We start from the raw sequence: 18,208 nt of genomic DNA, 5'->3' as shown, positions 1-18,208 counted from the left end.
CTTAATTAGGGACTTTTATCTGACCCAAGGCTTTTAACTGTGCTATAATGTGAATGATAGAGATAGAAGGGGTCATAATTATGAGTGAATTAGGAACAAGATTACGTGAAGCACGCGTAAATAAAGGGTATACACTTAATACCCTGCAACAAATGACTAAAATTCAAAAAAAATATTTACAAGCGATCGAAGAAGGCCAACTGGAAGAACTACCGGGAAACTTCTATGCCCGAGCCTTTGTGAAACAGTATGCCGATATGGTAGGTTTAGATGGAGATACTCTTTTAAAGGAATATGCTAATGAGTTGGAAGTGCAAAACAATGAAAGCAGTCCGATAAGAGAAGAAGAGGCTGAAATGCCAAGTCGGTTACGTAGCCGTCATTTAAATGATGAATCGAATCGGATGGAGAAAATCCTCTCTTATATTCCCATGGCTATTCTATCAGCAATTATTATCTGTATTATCGGTATCTTAATTTATACCATTCGTCAGATTTCAACGGAAGATAATCAAGTCGCTCAAACCAATAATAATGCTGATGTCTTAGAAATTGTTAAGCCGTCGGCTAATCCAGTCGATGGATCGACAAAAGAGCCAGAGGTGACTGAAAAAGCTAATAACAAAAAAGACTTAGCGGAAAACCAGCTTTTAGTTGGAAAAGAAGTAATTACTGAAATCTCTCAAGCTGGCGAGATTAAAACCTACCAATTAGAAGGTCCAATTGAAAATTATCAATTTGGTGCCAAAGGAAATGCCTTTGTTTGGGTCGGTATTTATGAAGAAGGAAGTATGGTAGTTGACCAAACGATTTCTAAAGATGAAGTTTTAGAACATCAAGCCAATGATACAACCAAGACTGTGCGGATGGAATTAGGTTATCCAGAAGGGGCTCAATTTATAGTCAACGGTAAAACAGTTGAGCCTGATCCGAGTGTTCCTGGCGTTATTATCTTTAAAGTTAAAGATGAAACTGCCTCTTCAACTGAAGAGCTAGCCATTGAAGAGCTGGGAGAAAAGAATGAAGAAACTTCTTATGAAGGTCCAGCGGTATTAGACCCCAATTATTCATCAGGAGAGTAAATTATGAACATTGCTAATCGTTTAACTGTTTTTAGAATATTCTTAATCCCTATCTTTGTTTGTCTTTTAACTTTACCTTTGGATTGGGGCAATCTAACACTGTTAGGAACGACTCTTGCTACCCCTTACTTTATTGGGGGGCTCGTATTTGCCATAGCATCCTTTACGGACTATTTGGATGGTTACTTAGCGCGAAAATTACATTTAGTCACTTCCTTTGGTGTCTTTGCGGATCCAATGGCAGACAAGCTGTTAGTCATTGCAGCACTTATCCTGTTGGTTGAACACCAATTCATCCCAGCTTGGATCGTTATTATTATTATTAGTCGTGAGTTATTAGTGACCGGTTTAAGAGTTCTACTCGCTCAATCTAATGGTAAAGTAATGGCAGCGGCCTGGCCTGGAAAAGTTAAAACCTTCAGTCAAATGTTTGCCATTTTGTTCTTTCTTTGGAATAATGCTGGCTTTACATGGTTGCCTTTCTCATTGGCACATTTTTTAATGGGAGTTGCTTTATTCTTTACTGTATATTCAGGTGTAGAATATTTTTATAAAGCGAGACATCTTTTTACCGATATTAAGTAGATTATTTTCATTAAAAGTCATCGTTTTGATGGCTTTTTTTTAAAGAAAACACCTTTTTTAATTTTAATAGGTATATATAAAATGGAGGGCCTGCAATGAAGTTAGAAATTATCACAGTGGGGACCGAATTGGTTCAAGGACAGACCATTAATACCAACGCAGCACTACTAGCTCAAGCATTTGCTTCAATAGGTATTTTGTCTTTCAACCAACAAGTGGTAGACGACAATCCAACGCGACTTGAAGAAGCAATTAGAATCGCTGCGACTAGAGCAGAACTAATTGTTTTAGCTGGTGGGATAGGGCCGACCCATGATGATTTAACCAAAGAAAGTTTAGCCCACTTTCTTGGTCAAGAATTAATTGTTGATTTTCAACAATGGCAATACATTCAAGATTATTTTAAAAAACAAAATCGTCAACTTTCACCCTTAGAGTATAAACAAGCTTTAACCTTTAAAGAGGGGTATTGTTTTCATACAGAAGATGGCTTAGCCTGTGGCAGCTTATATTTTGCTGCTGATGCTAATCAATATTACCTATGTTTACCAGGCCCACCTAGTGAGTTAAAGGCCATGCTTGAAAAAGAAGTTTTACCTTATTTTAAAGAAAAAATTGACCAGACCATAGCAATTAAATCCATCTATTTAAATTTTTATGGGATTGGCGAGTCGCAAGTGGCCCATATATTAGATCCAATTATTAAAAAAACAAAAGAGCTGGAAATCGCGATTTATGCTAAGCCTAGACATATTCGCCTAGTCTTGAATCAAAAGCAAGAAAAAACAGCTGACAATAACCAATTATTAGATAAAACAGCCCAGCAAATAATCGCTAAATTAAAAGACTATTACATAGGTGAAGGAAGAGAACATACTATAGAAGCTTATTTGATTGATCGATTGAAGCAGCTGAATCTCACTCTTTCTGGTGCTGAGAGTTTAACAGGAGGTAAAATGCTCAGTCGCCTCACTCAGATTCCAGGTGCTTCAACAGTCATAAAGGGTGGCTTTGTGGTCTATCAAGCGCAAACCAAGGTAGATTTGTTATCGGTTGATCCTATGATAATTGAAGAATATTCAGTCTATAGTGAGCAATGCGCTTGTGCTATGGCCGAACAATGCTTAAAATTAAGTGGCAGTGACCTCGCTCTGGCTTTAAGCGGAGTAGCAGGTCCGGGCTCTGATCAAGGACATCCAGCTGGAGAAGTCTATCTGGCTTGTGCAAGTAAAAATCGTCCGACCGAATGGCAGAAACTCATGCTTCCCAATCGAGGGCGTGACTATGTACGGGACTTGGCCACTAATTATGGTTATGAATTAATTAAGAGAGTAGTCGAACAAAAGTTCGCAAAAAACTTGAGTTTGGACTAAGAAATTGTTAAGATAAGATTACCTTGATGAACGGAGGAAATAATATGGTAGATGCCAACAGACAAAAAGCCTTAGATCAAGCGCTAAAGAATATAGAAAAAAGTTATGGAAAAGGTGCAATCATGCGTTTGGGTGATCGAACAAGCGTTGAAATTGATACAGTTCCTTCAGGCTCCCTCGCCCTAGATGTGGCCCTTGGAATTGGTGGTTATCCACGAGGACGGGTCATTGAATGTTATGGACCGGAATCTTCTGGTAAGACTACTGTTGCCCTACATGCCATTGCATCTGTCCAAAAGAAGGGGGGCTTGGCTGCCTTTATCGATGCTGAGCATGCTTTAGATCCTGTTTACGCTGAGAAATTAGGAGTTGATATTAACGAATTATTACTCTCTCAACCAGATACAGGAGAACAAGCTTTAGAAATAGCAGATGCCTTGGTCTCATCAGGAGCAGTCGATATTGTAGTGGTTGACTCTGTAGCAGCCTTAGTACCACGAGCTGAGATTGAAGGAGAGATGGGAGATTCGCACATTGGTTTGCAAGCGCGTTTGATGTCGCAAGCCATGCGTAAATTGTCCGGCTCAATTAACAAAACCAATACGATTGCTTTCTTTATTAACCAGATTCGTGAAAAGGTGGGTGTAATGTTTGGTAACCCAGAAGTAACCCCTGGTGGTCGTGCCTTGAAGTTTTATTCTTCTATTCGTCTTGAAGTCAGAAGAACTGAAAGCCTTAAGCAAGGCGGTGATGTGTATGGTAACCGGACACGGATTAAAGTCGTTAAAAATAAACTGGCACCACCGTTTAAAGAAGCCATGGTCGACATTGTTTATGGTTACGGTATTTCGCAAATTGGAGAGCTTGTAGACATGGCATCTGATTTGGATATTATTAACAAGGCAGGTTCTTGGTATTCATATAAAGAAGAAAGAATTGGTCAAGGACGCGAAAGTGCTAAACAATTCTTAGAAGATAACCCACACATCTTTGAAGAGATTGATCAACAAGTTAGACAGCATTATCAAATTGGTGGACATTCGGCAGTAACTTCTGAAGAAGCCGATGAAGAAGCACTAGAAAAAATTAAAGAAATTAAAAAATAATTTTTTGAGATATTTTTTTAAAACTAGCAAAACGCAAATTATAAAGCTTAAAAAGGCCCCTCAATCCAATGAGGGTCTTCTTTTTTATAAAAAAGCGTCAGAAAATATGAGGCTAAATAGTCATAATGATCCTTTGAATTATTTGACTATGGCTGCGATTAAAAGTATTATAAAAGTTGTGGAAAGCCACGATTAATTTTTACACCATATTAATTAATGAAAAAACTAAATAGATACGGAGGTGACTCTTATGGAAATTTTGATTCCACTCGCCTTCGCTATCGTTGCTTTAATTGCTGGTTTTGTTATTGGTTATATCGTTAAACAAAAATCAGATGAAAAAAATATTGCGGGTGCAAAAGCAAATGCCGAAGCAATTATTGATGATGCGATAAATCAAGCCCAAACTTTAAAACGCGAAGCGCTTTTTGAAGCGAAGGAAGAAAATATCAAATACCGTAATGAGATTGAAAACGAGCTGAAAGATCGTCGCCAAGAAGCGACAAAATTTGAAAATCGTTTAATTCAAAAAGAAGAAAACCTGGATAAGAAAAGTAATACTTTAGATAATCGTGAATCTCTATTAGAAAATAAAGAAGCAGATTATTTAAAACGTAAAGATGAATTGGTTGAAAAGGAAAGTGAAATTGAACAACTTATCTTAAAAGGCCAAGAAGAATTAGAAAGAATTGCTATGATGTCAAGAGATGATGCAAAAGAAATCATTCTTAAAGAGACAGAAGAGACACTTTCTAACGAAATGGCTGTCATGATACGTGATGCTGATCAAAAAGCTAAAGAAGAAGCGGACCGTAATGCGAAAGAAATCATTCTTCAAGCTATTCAACGTTCGGCAACAGACCTAGTCACAGATAATTCTGTATCGGTTGTGCACTTGCCAAATGATGATATGAAGGGTCGGATTATTGGTCGAGAAGGACGGAATATTCGTACCTTAGAAAGTCTAACAGGTATCGATTTAATTGTAGATGACACACCTGAAACAGTCGTTTTAAGTGGCTTTGATCCAATTCGTCGAGAAATTGCTAAGCTCGCTCTTGAACATTTAATTCAAGATGGCCGAATTCATCCTGCTAGGATTGAAGAAATGGTTGAGCGGGCACGTAAGGAAATGGATGAGCGCATCCGCGAAGTCGGTGAAGAAGCTGTCTTTGATGTTGGTATTCACGCTATTCATCCTGATCTAATTAAAATTATCGGTCGTTTAGCTTACCGGACTTCCTATGGTCAAAATGTCTTAAAACACTCTGTTGAAGTTGCAAAGTTAGCAGGGGTAATGGCCGGTGAATTGAATGAAGATGTAGTCTTAGCCAAAAGAGCGGGCTTACTTCATGATATTGGTAAAGCATTAGACCAAGAAATTGAAGGTTCTCACGTTGAAATTGGTGCAGAAATTGCTAATCGTTATAAAGAAAATGAGGTAGTTATTAATGCAATTGCTTCTCACCATGGCGATACTAAAGCAACTTCTGTTATTTCAGAACTAGTCGCAGCGGCTGATGCCTTATCTGCTGCAAGACCAGGTGCACGAAGTGAATCCTTAGAAAACTACATTCGTCGCTTGAAACAATTGGAAGAAATCGCCAATGAAAATGAAGGCGTTACTCAATCCTATGCTATCCAAGCAGGTCGAGAAGTACGTGTGATTGTCGCTCCAGACAAGATCAATGATGCTAAAGCGGCTGCTTTAGCAAGAAGTGTGAAACAACGCATTGAAAATGAAATGAAATATCCAGGAAATATTAAAGTAACGGTGATACGCGAAATACGAGCCGTAGAGTATGCGAAATAAAGACAAGGCACAACCCCTTTTGGAGTTGTGCTTTTTATATCATGATAATGATGAGAGCTTTTGCTAAAATAGAACTAGTCAAAACCTTTACTTCTAAGAGAACCTTTGCTTAAATCTCAAATTGTTATTAATTAATTATTAACAAGCAAGTAGAAAGAAAGCTTATTTGGCTTATGTCATTATTATGATATCAATTCAAAACCAATCAACGATTAAATGAACTAGAGGATGAGTAGCCATGTCAAGTAAAGAAACCCCTATGATGCAACAATATCTATCCATTAAAGCCAAGCATCAAGATTCCATCTTGTTTTTTCGTTTAGGCGATTTTTATGAAATGTTTTATGAAGATGCTATTACTGCTGCAAGAGTATTAGAAATCACGCTGACTTCCCGTAATAAAAAAGCCCAAGATCCAGTGCCCATGTGTGGGGTTCCTTATCATTCAGCCACCGAATATATCCGTCGTTTAATCCAAGAAGGCTATAAAGTGGCTATTTGTGAACAATTAGAAGATCCACGACTCACCAAAGGGATGGTCAAAAGAGATGTTGTTCAAATCATTACACCAGGAACCATTTTGGTCGACCAAGCACTCAAACACAAAGAAAATAATTACCTAGCCGCTTTTTTAAAAGCAAAAAACACTTACCATTTGGTTTATGTGGATATTTCAACGGGTCAAAGCCGGATGACTCAAACAGAAGATTGGAATCAATTTGTCAGTGAAATTCAAACGGTTAAACCCAGTGAGTGGATTATCGATGAGGAAGGAAGATCAGGTTTTAGCCAAGAAGAACTGAGCCTACTGCAAGAAAGGATTACGGCTTTTAAATCAACCTTTACACCTGCCGCTTTAACAGAAAATTTCTTTAAGCTAAAAGAGGCAAGCCCTGTTCAAACAGAACTTTTAAAATACTTATCAGCTTATCTCCAATCGATACAACCCCATGCTTTTGATTATTTAAAAGAGGTAGAAGAATACACCCTATCTGCCTATTTACAGATGAATCAATACACTAAGGTGCAATTAGAATTAACCGAATCTTTAAGAACTCAAAAGCGAAAAGGGTCTTTATTGTGGCTGATAGACCGCACGCAAACGGCCATGGGAGGAAGACTATTACATCAGTGGTTGGATAAACCCTTATTACAAAAACAAGCTTTAATTAGCCGCCATCAAAAGGTAGCCGGTTTAATTAATCATTACTTTCTTCGCCTTGAATTAATCAATATTTTAAAAAATATCTATGACCTTGAACGCTTGGTAACAAAACTATCTTTACAGACTGCCAATGCTAGAGAAGTTGACCAATTGCGCCAGTCTTTAAAACAAATACCTCTTCTTAATCAGTATCTCCAACAATTGAACGAAAGCATGGATTCAGTGGATCAATTTCAAGCCTTGCCTGAATTTAATGAGCTTTTGGCTATTATTAATGAAGCTTTGGTCGATAATCCACCGATTTCATTAACAGAAGGTAGAATCATTAAAGACCGCTATCATAAGCAGTTGGATGGTTATCGTGATGCTTTAGATAATGGTGAAAGTTGGCTAATTGATTATCAAGAGAGTGAACGTCAAAGAACCGGCCTAAAAACCCTGAAAGTAGGCTATAATAAAGTCTTTGGCTATTACTTAGAGATGAGCCGTCTGCAAGCACAAGACTTTGACGATCCGACTTATGTCCGCAAGCAAACGTTAGCTAACAATGAACGCTATATTACAGACGAACTTAAACAAATAGAAAGTACCATTCTGGGGGCCCAGGAAAAGGCTGAAAAGTTAGAGTACCATCTCTTTATTGAATTACGCAATCGTTTAAATACCTATTCTAGCCAACTGCAAGAATTGGCACAAGCGGTAGCCACTCTAGATGTTTTATGTTCTTTTGCTGAATTAAGTGAGGAAGAAAACTTCACCCAAGCTCATCTGTCTGATCAAAGAAAAGATTTTGAAATAAAAGAAAGTCGTCATCCCGTTTTGGAGAAGTTAATCGGACGCGCTAAGTTTATCGCCAATGACTTTGACTTAGACCAAGATCAATTTGTTCTACTATTAACCGGACCTAATATGTCGGGCAAGTCGACTTATATGCGTCAAATCGCCTACAGTGTGATTCTTAATCAAATCGGTTGTTTTGTCCCTGCTAAAGAGGCGAGACTGCCCTTAGTCGATCAAATCTTTACTCGGATTGGATCTTCTGATGATTTAACCAGTGGGCAATCCACCTTTATGGTAGAAATGATAGAGACCAATTATGCCTTACAAAACGCCACAGACCGCAGTCTTATCCTCTTTGATGAGATTGGTAGAGGAACCGCCACCTTCGACGGTATTGCCCTAGCGGAAGCGATTCTTTACCATATTGCTCAAAAAGTGGGGGCTGCTACCATCTTCTCTACCCATTATCATGAATTAACGGACCTTGACCAAACACTTTCTCAAATAAAAAACATTCATGTTGGAGCAGTGGAAGAAGCCGGTCATTTAGTTTTTCTCTATAAGATCTTAGCTGGACCAGCGGATAAGTCCTACGGCATTCATGTAGGACGCTTAGCAGGCCTGCCGGAATCAGTCTTGCGACAAAGTCAAGTGGTGTTGGATGAGTTAGAAGCTAATGCCAAGCATTTACGCAACCATCAAGTTGATCCAATAGATCTCTTGCCAATCCCTGAAGAAGAGCAAACTAAAGAAAGCCCTTCGAAGATTGAAACGGCTCTTGAAGCAGTAGATGTTAATCAAATGACCCCCCTAGATGCTTTAAATTTCTTAGCCCAATTAAAACAAGAATTGAAATAAAGAAAGGAGGCCACAATGGGAATTATTAAACAAATGGATATCGCTCTAGCCAATCAGATTGCAGCCGGAGAAGTGGTTGAAAGACCGGCCTCAGTCGTTAAAGAATTGTGTGAAAACGCCATTGATGCCAAAGCAGATCAGATTCAAGTGGAAGTAAAAGAAGCGGGTATTCAACAAATTATAGTGATTGATAATGGTCAAGGAATGGTGGAAGAAGATCTTCACCAATCCGTTTTAGCTCATGCGACCAGTAAAATATATTCCTTACCAGACCTTTTTCAGATTACTTCTTTAGGATTTAGAGGAGAGGCCCTAGCTTCTATAGCTTCAGTAGCCAAAATCAGGATTGAGTCGACTTGGAATGAAGCAAACCAAGCCAGTCAAAGTGGTCATTTTATTGAAGTTGAAAATTCAAAAATAATCAATCAAGGTTCTTGCCCGCCCCGTAATGGGACTACCGTGCAAGTGGATTCAATTTTTTATAATACACCAGCCCGACTCAAGCATTTAGCCAGTCTGCAAACTGAAATGCGCCATATTCTTAAGGTAATCCAGAATTTAGCTATAGCCTATCCAAGTATTTCTTTTACTTTAATTTCAGATGGAGATCGTTTGCTACAAACGGTCGGTAAGGGGGATTTGAAGCAAACCATTGCTCAACTGTACTCACCCCAGCAAGCAAGAGAAATGCTAGTCTTCAAGCAATCGGACATAGAGTTTGGCCTAGAAGGATTGATCTCACCACCCACCTTGACTCGAACTAGTCGCAATTATATTCACTGGATGGTCAATGGTCGAACAGTCAAGAGTCCTTTTCTTAATAATGTGTTGATCAAGGCTTATGGCAAGCAGTTAATGATCGGTCGTTTTCCTTTGAGTTTTATTCAAATAACAACGGATCCTCGCTTGGTAGATGTCAATGTGCATCCTACCAAACAGACTATTCGCTTAAGTAAGGAAGCGGAACTGGCTAAACTATTAACTCAAGCCGTTCAAGCAAGCTTATTACAAAACCGCGCCATTCCTGAAGCAGGAGACAGCCTATTTAGACCTACTCGTTTCTACCAACAAAATAAGGGGCAATTAGACTGGATCAGCCAAACATCCCATCTAGCAGAAGATAAGCAAGCTATAGAGCTGTCTCGTCCTGATTCTAACCAGATAAAAATGGATGAGTACACAAAAGTCAGTGACTTCCCAACTGAAAAGACTCAAGGGATGATGGAAGCATTAAGCTCTCAAGCAGTAGAAAAAGAGGCATTAAATCAACAAGAAAAACCAAAGATGATTGATTTTAGTCAGCTACGCTATGTAGGTCAGATTCATGGCACCTATTTAATTGCTGAAGGTCCTTCTTCTTTCTACTTAATTGATCAACACGCTGCCCAAGAGAGAGTCCGTTATGAAAAATTAATGGCTGACCAAGTGGATGTTGACCAGCAGCAGGATTTTTTGATGCCCAAGTTATTTAGTTTTGATTTAAAAACGGCGCAAATGGCAGAAGAATACAGCGACCGTTTGGCCGAAATAGGGATTCACTTACAAGCTTTTGGTCCTAAATCCTATCAAATGCAAAGTCATCCCACCTGGTTAGAAGCCGATGAATTGGACCAGATAGTGCCAGACTTATTAGACCGTTTGAGCCGGCAAGAAGATCTTTCAGTTAATCAATTGAAAGAAGCGAGCATTATCATGCAGTCTTGTCGTGGTGCTATTAAGGCCAACCATCGCCTAGCAGACAGTGAGGCCATTCATCTACTTGCTGAAATGAACGATTTGCAAGATCCATTGCATTGTCCCCATGGTCGTCCAGTATTTATCGAATTCGATCCGACCACTATTGAAAAACTGTTTAAACGTATTCAAGATCATCATTTAGGAGGAAGAGAAAATGACTAAAAAAGATTATCAAGATAAAATTAAAAATTTAGACCCCATTCAATACCATGTGACACAAGAAGCAGGTACTGAAAGGCCTTTTAGCGGTAAATATGACCAGTTTGACCAAAAAGGCATTTACGTTGATATTGTGTCAGGAGAGCCCTTATTTTCGAGTAAGGATAAGTTTGATGCTGGCTGTGGCTGGCCATCCTTTACTCAACCAGTTAAGGGAACTGAATTGCAAGAATTAGAAGACCATAAATTATCCAGACCTCGAACAGAAGTTCGCTCCAAGCAAGCGGATTCTCATTTGGGCCATGTCTTTAATGATGGGCCAAAGGATAAAGGAGGCTTGAGATACTGTATTAACTCAGCCGCTTTACGCTTTATTCCTTATGAGGAGATGGACCAAGCAGGTTATAGCGATTATAAGAAATGGGTGGAATAGTTAATGTATCAATACATTCAAGGAAAAGTTAAGCAGATTCAACCCACTTACTTAGTTCTAGAAGCTAATGGTATAGGTTACCAAATCTGGTGTGCTAATCCTTTCCGTTGGCAAGAAAAGATGCAAGAAAGCATCACACTCTTTATCGAATTAGTAGTCAGAGAAGATGCAATGCTCCTATATGGTTTTATGGACGAGGCTGAAAAGAACCTCTTTTTACAATTGAATAAGGTTTCCGGTATTGGCCCCAAGTCGGCTCTATCCATTCTAGCGTTAGATGATCAAGTGGGCTTGGTGCAAGCTATTGAATCGGCTGATGCCAAGTATTTAATGAAGTTCCCAGGGGTGGGTAAAAAAACAGCCCAGCAAATGATTTTAGACTTACAAGGTAAGCTTGATTTGAGTCAAATGAAAGAAAGTGAAGACTTACTAACAGCTAAAAATAGTTATTTAGAAGAAGTAAAACAAGCCTTAGATGGTTTAGGCTATTCTAAGCGTGAGATTGAGCGCATCATGCCAAAAATAGAAAAAGAAGCCATCCAATCAACCCAAGAAGGTTTGAGTTTAGCCTTTAAGCTCTTAATAAAATAAGCAAGAGAAAGGAATCAATATGGATCAAGAAAGATTTGTATCAAGTGAAAGCTTGAGTGAAGATGATCAACAGCTTACCACTTTGAGACCCCAATTATTAAAAGATTATATCGGTCAATCGAAGGTTAAAAACGAATTGAATGTCTATATTCAAGCAGCCTTGAAGCGATCAGAAGCGCTCGATCATGTCTTACTCTATGGGCCTCCTGGCTTAGGTAAAACCACTCTTGCCATGGTGATTGCCAATGAGTTAGACGTTAAAATTCAAACAACTTCAGGCCCAGCTATTGAGCGACCGGGTGATTTATTAGCCATTCTTAATGAACTGGATGCTGGCGATATTCTTTTTATTGATGAAATTCACCGCTTACCTCGCATTGTTGAAGAAGTACTTTACTCAGCCATGGAAGATTATTATGTCGATATTGTTATTGGACAAGGAGCTAGTTCCCAGCCCATTCATTTTGAATTGCCACCCTTTACTTTAATAGGAGCAACCACACGGGCGGGGATGCTTACCCAACCCCTGCGTGATCGTTTTGGCATTATGGCCCACATGCAGTACTATGAGGTCAAAGATTTAGAAAAAATCGTTAAACGGTCTGCCAGAGTCTTTCAAATCGACATCGATGATCAAGCCAGTAAAGAATTGGCCGTAAGAAGTCGTGGCACGCCAAGAATAGTTAACCGTATGTTAAGACGGGTGCGCGATTTTGCACAAGTTCATGGCGATGGCAATATTCATATCAAGGATACCAAAGAAGCTTTAAAAGTCTTACAAATTGATGCTTTAGGCTTAGACCCGCTTGATCGTAAACTTTTAAAGACGATGATTGAATTTTATGGTGGAGGACCGGTTGGAATTGCCACCCTTGCTGCCAACATTGGAGAAGATATCGTGACCCTGGAAGATATGTATGAACCTTATCTTGTCCAACAAGGCTTTATTAAACGTACGCCTCGAGGACGGATGGTTACCGAATTAACATATCGCCATTTAAATTATCCCCTGAAAGAAAAATAGAAAGAAGAAAACGATGACTTATACAACTAAAGATTTTGATTATCATTTACCAGAAGAATTGATTGCTCAAACTCCCTTAAAGGACCGCTCATCATCGCGTATGTTGGTCTTAGACCGTCAAAGTCAGCAAACAATCGATACAGACTTTAAACATATGCTTGATTATTTAAAGCCTGGGGATGGCTTAGTAATTAATGAAACCAGAGTTATTCCCGCGCGTTTATTTGGTGTTAAACCGGATACCGGGGGACATATTGAGGTCCTTTTATTAAAAAACATCCAAGGTGACCAATGGGAATGTCTCGTTAAACCAGGTAAAAGAGCTCGTTTAGGGACCGTCTTACATTTTGGCGACCAAGTCCAATTAGTGGGAACAATTATCGAACATAAGGAAGACGGAGGAAGAGTTATTGAGTTTTCTTATCAAGGTGTTTTCCTAGAAGTGTTAGAATCCCTAGGTCAAATGCCTTTACCACCTTATATAAAGGAAAAATTGGATGATCCAGATCGCTATCAAACGGTCTATGCCAAGCAAAATGGTTCGGCTGCTGCTCCAACAGCTGGCTTGCACTTTACTCAAGAACTAATGCAAGAGGCAATAAATAAAGGCATTGAGATTATTCCGATTGTGCTGCATGTTGGCTTGGGAACCTTCCGACCTGTTTTTGTAGAAAAGATTGACCAACACCAAATGCACGCTGAATATTATCAAATCAGCCCAGAATCGGCTGAAAAAATTCAAAACATTCGTAAAAGAGGTGGCAAGATCACAGCAGTCGGTACAACCTCTGTGCGCACTTTGGAAACAATTGCACGTGACCATCAAGGGCAAATTGTGCCAGCTTCTGGTTGGACGGATATTTTTATCACGCCAGGTTTTAAATTTCAAGCAGTTGACCATTTAATTACTAATTTCCACTTACCGCAATCAACCTTAGTTATGTTGGTTTCAGCCTTTTATGATCGCGATAAAATTTTACAAGCCTATCAACACGCAGTGGATCATAAATATCGTTTCTTTAGTTTTGGAGATGCGATGTTCATTCTCTAAATAAACACAGTGGAAGGTGAGAAAAGCAAATGCTATTCAATGTTCGTAGCTCTTATTCTTTATTGCAATCCACCCTTGATTTAAATCAATATGTAGCTAAAGCTAAGTCCCTAGGCTACACGCATCTTGGCTTAGCCGATCAAGGAGTCTTACATGCTAGTCTTAAGTTTTACCTAGCCTGCCAAAAAGCAGACCTTCATGCCATGATAGGGCTTAGCTTGAACTTGCCGGGACGCCTGGACCAAAGTCAAAGCTATCCTATAATTCTTTATGCCCTGAATTACCAGGGCTATTTAGCTTTGATTCAACTTTCTAAATTAATCAACCAAAGCCATCCAGATTATCAGCAAATCGATCATCTGATGAAAGAAGCTAGCCAATCATTGGTTATCATTACTGCCGGCAAGAAGGGAGAATTAGAACAAGCCCTTCTACATGAGAATTTTGAAGCAGGACAAGCGATTCTTCAGTCTTGGCTTCATATTTTTCCGCAAGACAATTTTTATCTAGGACTTTCGATTTATCCCTTCAATGAATTAGAAGTTTCATGGCTATCTCAATTTGCTCGTAGCCACCAATTAAAGATGGTTTGTAACCAAGCAGTCGAAAGTCTCACCAGTGAAGAAGGTTTTGCTATAAGGATTTTACAAGCGATTGATCGCGGTGAAAGCTTGGATCCTTCAATTATGACCTATCGGACGTCTCATTATTTATACGGCCGTAATGAATTAGAAGACTTGTATTTACAAAAGGGACTGGAGCAGGTAGTCACCAATAGTCATGCTTTGGAAGAACGTATGCAAGTGCAGCTGCCCATTAATCAGTCGCTCCTACCTAAATTTAAAACACCAAATAATATAGCTGCTAAAGACTATTTAAAACACCTATGTCAAAACAAGCTAGCAGAGTTAAAAGTTGATCAAGTGCCCATTTATCAAGAACGCTTAGACCATGAATTAACTACCATCGATCAAATGGGTTTCAATGATTATTTCTTAATTGTTTGGGAAATTATGGCCTTTTGTTATGAATATAATATCCGAACGGGTCCAGGGCGAGGGTCTGCTGCTGGCTCTTTAGTAGCCTATCTATTAGGAATTACTAAGATAGACCCGATAGAATATGATTTACTCTTTGAACGCTTTTTAAATCCTGAACGCTACAATATGCCCGATATTGATATCGATATTCCAGATGATAAAAGAGACCAAGTGCTTCGTTATGTCGCCCAAAAATATGGCAGCCAGCAGGTAGCTCAATTGGTGACTTTCGGTAGTTTTGGGGCCAAGCAATCACTACGCGACACCCTCAGAGTCTTGTCCTATCCTAAAATGGTGCAAGATCGCTGGTCCAAGACCATACCAACTGAAGTGTCCATCCGCTTGCAGGATGCTTATCAAAAGTCTAGCGCTTTAAGACAGTTAATTGCTGAAGATTCTGTAAATGAACAAATTTTTAAAACTGCTCTCACCATTGAGGGCTTGCCACGACATACTTCTACCCATGCTTCAGGAGTTGTGATTGCCGATCAAGATTTGAGTCGCTGGGTGCCCGTTACAACAAGAGAAGGCCAAATACAGCTTACGCAATTTGATATGGAAGATGTCGAACGAGTAGGTTTGTTAAAAATGGACTTTCTGGGCTTGAAAAACTTACAAATCCTAGATACTATTTTGAATTTAATTAAGCAAAATCAAGGCTTAGCCATTGACATCGATGCCATTGATCGTGAGGATTCAGCCACTTTAAGACTTTTCCAAGAAGCTAACACCCAAGGAGTCTTCCAGTTTGAATCTGAAGGAATTCGCCAAGTTTTAAGAAGATTAAAACCGGAAAGTTTTGAAGATATTATCGCAGTCAATGCTTTATACCGACCGGGGCCTATGCAACAAATTTCTCATTTTATCAACCGCAAGCATGGTAAGGAAAAAATTGATTATATCCATCCGCTTTTAGAAGGAATTTTACAAAAAACCTACGGAATTATCGTTTATCAAGAGCAAGTTATGCAAATCTGCCAAAAGTTGGCTGGTTTTAGTTTAGGGCAAGCCGACCTCTTGAGAAGAGCCATGGGTAAAAAAGAGATGGACCTAATGAAAGACCAACAAGTTGCTTTTCTAAAGGGTTGTCAAGAGCGTGGACTGGATAGTCAAACCAGTCAGCAAGTTTTCCATTATATTTATCAATTTGCCAATTATGGTTTTAATCGGGCGCACGCTGCTGTTTATTCGACTTTGGCCTACCAACTAGCTTATTTAAAGGTTCACTATCCATTAGAGTTCTTTACAGCCCTCTTAAACCATGGGCGATCAATTCATCAAAGTTTGGATGAATACCTATTAGATGCCAAACGTACGGTAGGACCCTTTTTAATGGTGGATATCAATCGCTCACATACTAATTTTAAAATTGAAAAAGGGGCTATTCGAATTGGTTTAATGGCTATCAATGGACTCAGACATGATTTTTGTCAAGTCATTTTAGATGAGCGCAATTTAGCTGGGCCTTTTACCGATTTCCAAAACTTTCTATCACGGATGCCCCTTAAATTTCTAAAGACCAATTTAATTCAAGCGCTAATAGATGCCGGTGCACTCGACACCTTTGGCTACACACGAGCGACCTTGACCGAGAACTTAGAACATTTTATTCAATTTCGCAAGATTTCAGGCAATCATATTAACTTATTAAAAGAGATTGAACCTAAAATTAATTTGGTCAGAGAGTGGCCTAAAGCCCATTTACTCAAGCGTCAACGTGAAGTACTAGGCTTGCAATTAGCTGGCCATCCTATTGATGAGTTTTTAAAACTGATTGAAGGAGATCAAAGCTTTCTATCTATTGGAGCTTTAAAATCCTTAAAAATGCCTAAAGGTAAAAAAGTAAAAGTTCTAGCCTATATCGAGCACATGAAAGTCATTGAAACTAAGAAAAAAGACCAGATGGCTTTTTACCGTCTCAATGATGGCAGTCAAAATATTTCTCTGGTTAGTTTTCCTGAAAGTTATCAACGATTTGGCCACCAGCTCAAAGAGGGTCAAGTGGTGGCTTTGCAAGGCCAACTAAGCCTAGATCGACAAGGTCAGCCACAAATTGTTTTGGATAAATTACTGCCCTTACCAGAAGATGAAAAGCAATCCCATTCATCACCAATTCGTCAAGTATTTATTAAATTACTAGCCGGGGCTTCTAGTCAGCAATTAGTGGAAAAATTAAAAGCTTTAGCGGTAGAAAACCCAGGTCCTTTAGAAATAATCATGGTCGATGCCAACCGCAATGCTTGGAAATTAGAGTCTCTATATAATATTTCTATGGCAGATCGGGTGGTGGATGAGTTAAAAGCTCTTTTTGGAGAAAATAATGTCTATTTTAAATAATGAATCTGACTGATAATCATATCAACGGACAGGCTTTTTAATTCATGTTAAAATATTATTAAGAGAGTTAATGAATAAGAAGAGGTGACTTATGAGACGTTTAGCAGTGCTAACAAGTGGAGGTGACGCTCCCGGAATGAACGCCGCTATTCGAGCTGTTGTTGAACAGGGCCTCCATCATCAAATTGAGGTAGTAGGTGTTCAACACGGTTTTAAAGGTTTAGTGGAAGGTGAATATAGGAAAATAGGGATCAACGACCTCACTCATGCCATTCGTAGAGGAGGAACCATCCTTTATTCAGCCAGGTACCCTGAATTTAAACAGTTAGAAGTACAAAAAAAAGCCATTCAACAAATGGAATCCCTAGGAATTGAAGGCTTAATTGTTATTGGAGGAGATGGCTCCTTCCAAGGAGCTTTAGCTCTTACTAAATTAGGTTTTCCAGCTATTGGTATTCCAGGAACCATTGATAATGATATTCCAGGGACCGAATATACGATAGGGTTTGACTCTGCCATGTCGGCAGCGATTGAAGCCATCGATAAAATTTCTGACACAGCGGCCTCACATAACCGTACCTTTGTAGTCGAAGTGATGGGACGTAACGCGGGGGATATTGCTATATGGGCCGGAGTGGCTGTGGGAGCCGATGCCATTGTTATTCCTGAAGAAGATTTCTTTATCGGTGACATTGCTCGCAGAGTCAATACGGCTCTTAGTCATGGTAAAGACCATGCTTTAATCGTGTTAGCCGAAGGTGTCATGGGTGTGGAAGAATTTATCAAAGAATACAAAAAAGAAGCCCCTGATCAAAGTGTTCGTGGGGTTAACCTCTCCCACATTCAAAGAGGGGGTAATCCAACAGGTCGTGATCGTGTTTTTGCTACATTAATGGGTGCTAAGGCAGTGGATTTAATTCTTCACGGACAATCGGGTATTTTCGTCGGCATTACCAATGAAGAATTATCCGTTTGTGACATCGTTGAAACCTTAACCAAATCCAAGCACAAAGTAAGAGATGATTTGTACGAAATTAATCGTAGCTTAACGGATCGCTATTGAGCATGAAAAGG

Annotated in this window: 13 protein-coding genes; all 13 read left to right on the top strand. The window is 39.2% G+C overall.

The window, feature by feature from the left end; translation table 11 throughout:
• Positions 1-80 precede the first annotated feature (80 nt).
• The 13 genes from ACQV2T_RS01095 (at position 81) to ACQV2T_RS01035 (ending at position 18,197) form a co-directional block, all read left to right on the top strand.
• Positions 81-1,082: a helix-turn-helix domain-containing protein gene (locus ACQV2T_RS01095; RefSeq protein ID WP_428873738.1), complete on the top strand. Its 1,002-nt coding sequence runs from the start codon at positions 81-83 to the stop codon at positions 1,080-1,082.
• A gap of 3 nt (positions 1,083-1,085) precedes the next feature.
• Positions 1,086-1,667, top strand: coding sequence for a CDP-diacylglycerol--glycerol-3-phosphate 3-phosphatidyltransferase (gene pgsA / locus ACQV2T_RS01090; protein ID WP_428873737.1), 582 nt, complete (start codon positions 1,086-1,088; stop codon positions 1,665-1,667).
• 95 nt (positions 1,668-1,762) lie between these two features.
• Positions 1,763-3,040: a competence/damage-inducible protein A gene (locus tag ACQV2T_RS01085; protein WP_428874805.1), complete on the top strand. Its 1,278-nt coding sequence runs from the start codon at positions 1,763-1,765 to the stop codon at positions 3,038-3,040.
• A gap of 44 nt (positions 3,041-3,084) precedes the next feature.
• Entirely contained in the window at positions 3,085-4,146 is a 1,062-nt protein-coding gene (recA, locus tag ACQV2T_RS01080) for a recombinase RecA (protein WP_428874803.1), read from the top strand.
• A gap of 250 nt (positions 4,147-4,396) precedes the next feature.
• On the top strand, positions 4,397-5,959 hold the full coding sequence (rny, locus tag ACQV2T_RS01075; RefSeq protein ID WP_428873734.1) for a ribonuclease Y: 1,563 nt from the start codon (positions 4,397-4,399) through the stop codon (positions 5,957-5,959).
• A gap of 238 nt (positions 5,960-6,197) precedes the next feature.
• Complete coding sequence (gene mutS, locus ACQV2T_RS01070) at positions 6,198-8,762, top strand: DNA mismatch repair protein MutS (protein WP_428893127.1); 2,565 nt, start codon at positions 6,198-6,200, stop codon at positions 8,760-8,762.
• 15 nt (positions 8,763-8,777) lie between these two features.
• Entirely contained in the window at positions 8,778-10,661 is a 1,884-nt protein-coding gene (mutL, locus tag ACQV2T_RS01065; protein ID WP_428893126.1) for a DNA mismatch repair endonuclease MutL, read from the top strand.
• Positions 10,654-11,091: a peptide-methionine (R)-S-oxide reductase MsrB gene (gene msrB, locus ACQV2T_RS01060; RefSeq protein WP_428873731.1), complete on the top strand. Its 438-nt coding sequence runs from the start codon at positions 10,654-10,656 to the stop codon at positions 11,089-11,091. The genes mutL and msrB overlap by 8 nt, the downstream gene beginning before the upstream one ends.
• A 3-nt stretch (positions 11,092-11,094) precedes the next feature.
• Positions 11,095-11,682, top strand: coding sequence for a Holliday junction branch migration protein RuvA (gene ruvA, locus ACQV2T_RS01055; protein ID WP_428893125.1), 588 nt, complete (start codon positions 11,095-11,097; stop codon positions 11,680-11,682).
• A gap of 19 nt (positions 11,683-11,701) precedes the next feature.
• A complete protein-coding gene (gene ruvB / locus ACQV2T_RS01050) occupies positions 11,702-12,706 on the top strand; it encodes a Holliday junction branch migration DNA helicase RuvB (protein ID WP_428873729.1) in 1,005 nt (334 codons plus the stop codon).
• Between the two features lie 13 nt (positions 12,707-12,719).
• Positions 12,720-13,757, top strand: coding sequence for a tRNA preQ1(34) S-adenosylmethionine ribosyltransferase-isomerase QueA (gene queA, locus ACQV2T_RS01045; protein WP_428893124.1), 1,038 nt, complete (start codon positions 12,720-12,722; stop codon positions 13,755-13,757).
• Between the two features lie 29 nt (positions 13,758-13,786).
• On the top strand, positions 13,787-17,134 hold the full coding sequence (gene dnaE / locus ACQV2T_RS01040) for a DNA polymerase III subunit alpha (RefSeq protein WP_428893123.1): 3,348 nt from the start codon (positions 13,787-13,789) through the stop codon (positions 17,132-17,134).
• A 91-nt stretch (positions 17,135-17,225) separates the two neighbouring features.
• The gene (locus ACQV2T_RS01035; protein WP_428873726.1) at positions 17,226-18,197 is read left to right on the top strand and encodes an ATP-dependent 6-phosphofructokinase; all 972 of its coding nucleotides are present in this window, start codon (positions 17,226-17,228) and stop codon (positions 18,195-18,197) included.
• Positions 18,198-18,208 lie beyond the last annotated feature (11 nt).

This window comes from Facklamia sp. P13069 (assembly GCF_050409405.1).
Lineage (GTDB): Bacteria > Bacillota > Bacilli > Lactobacillales > Aerococcaceae > Facklamia.
The sequence above is the reverse complement of the archived record's forward strand: the minus strand, read 5'-3'. Positions and strand labels throughout refer to the sequence as shown.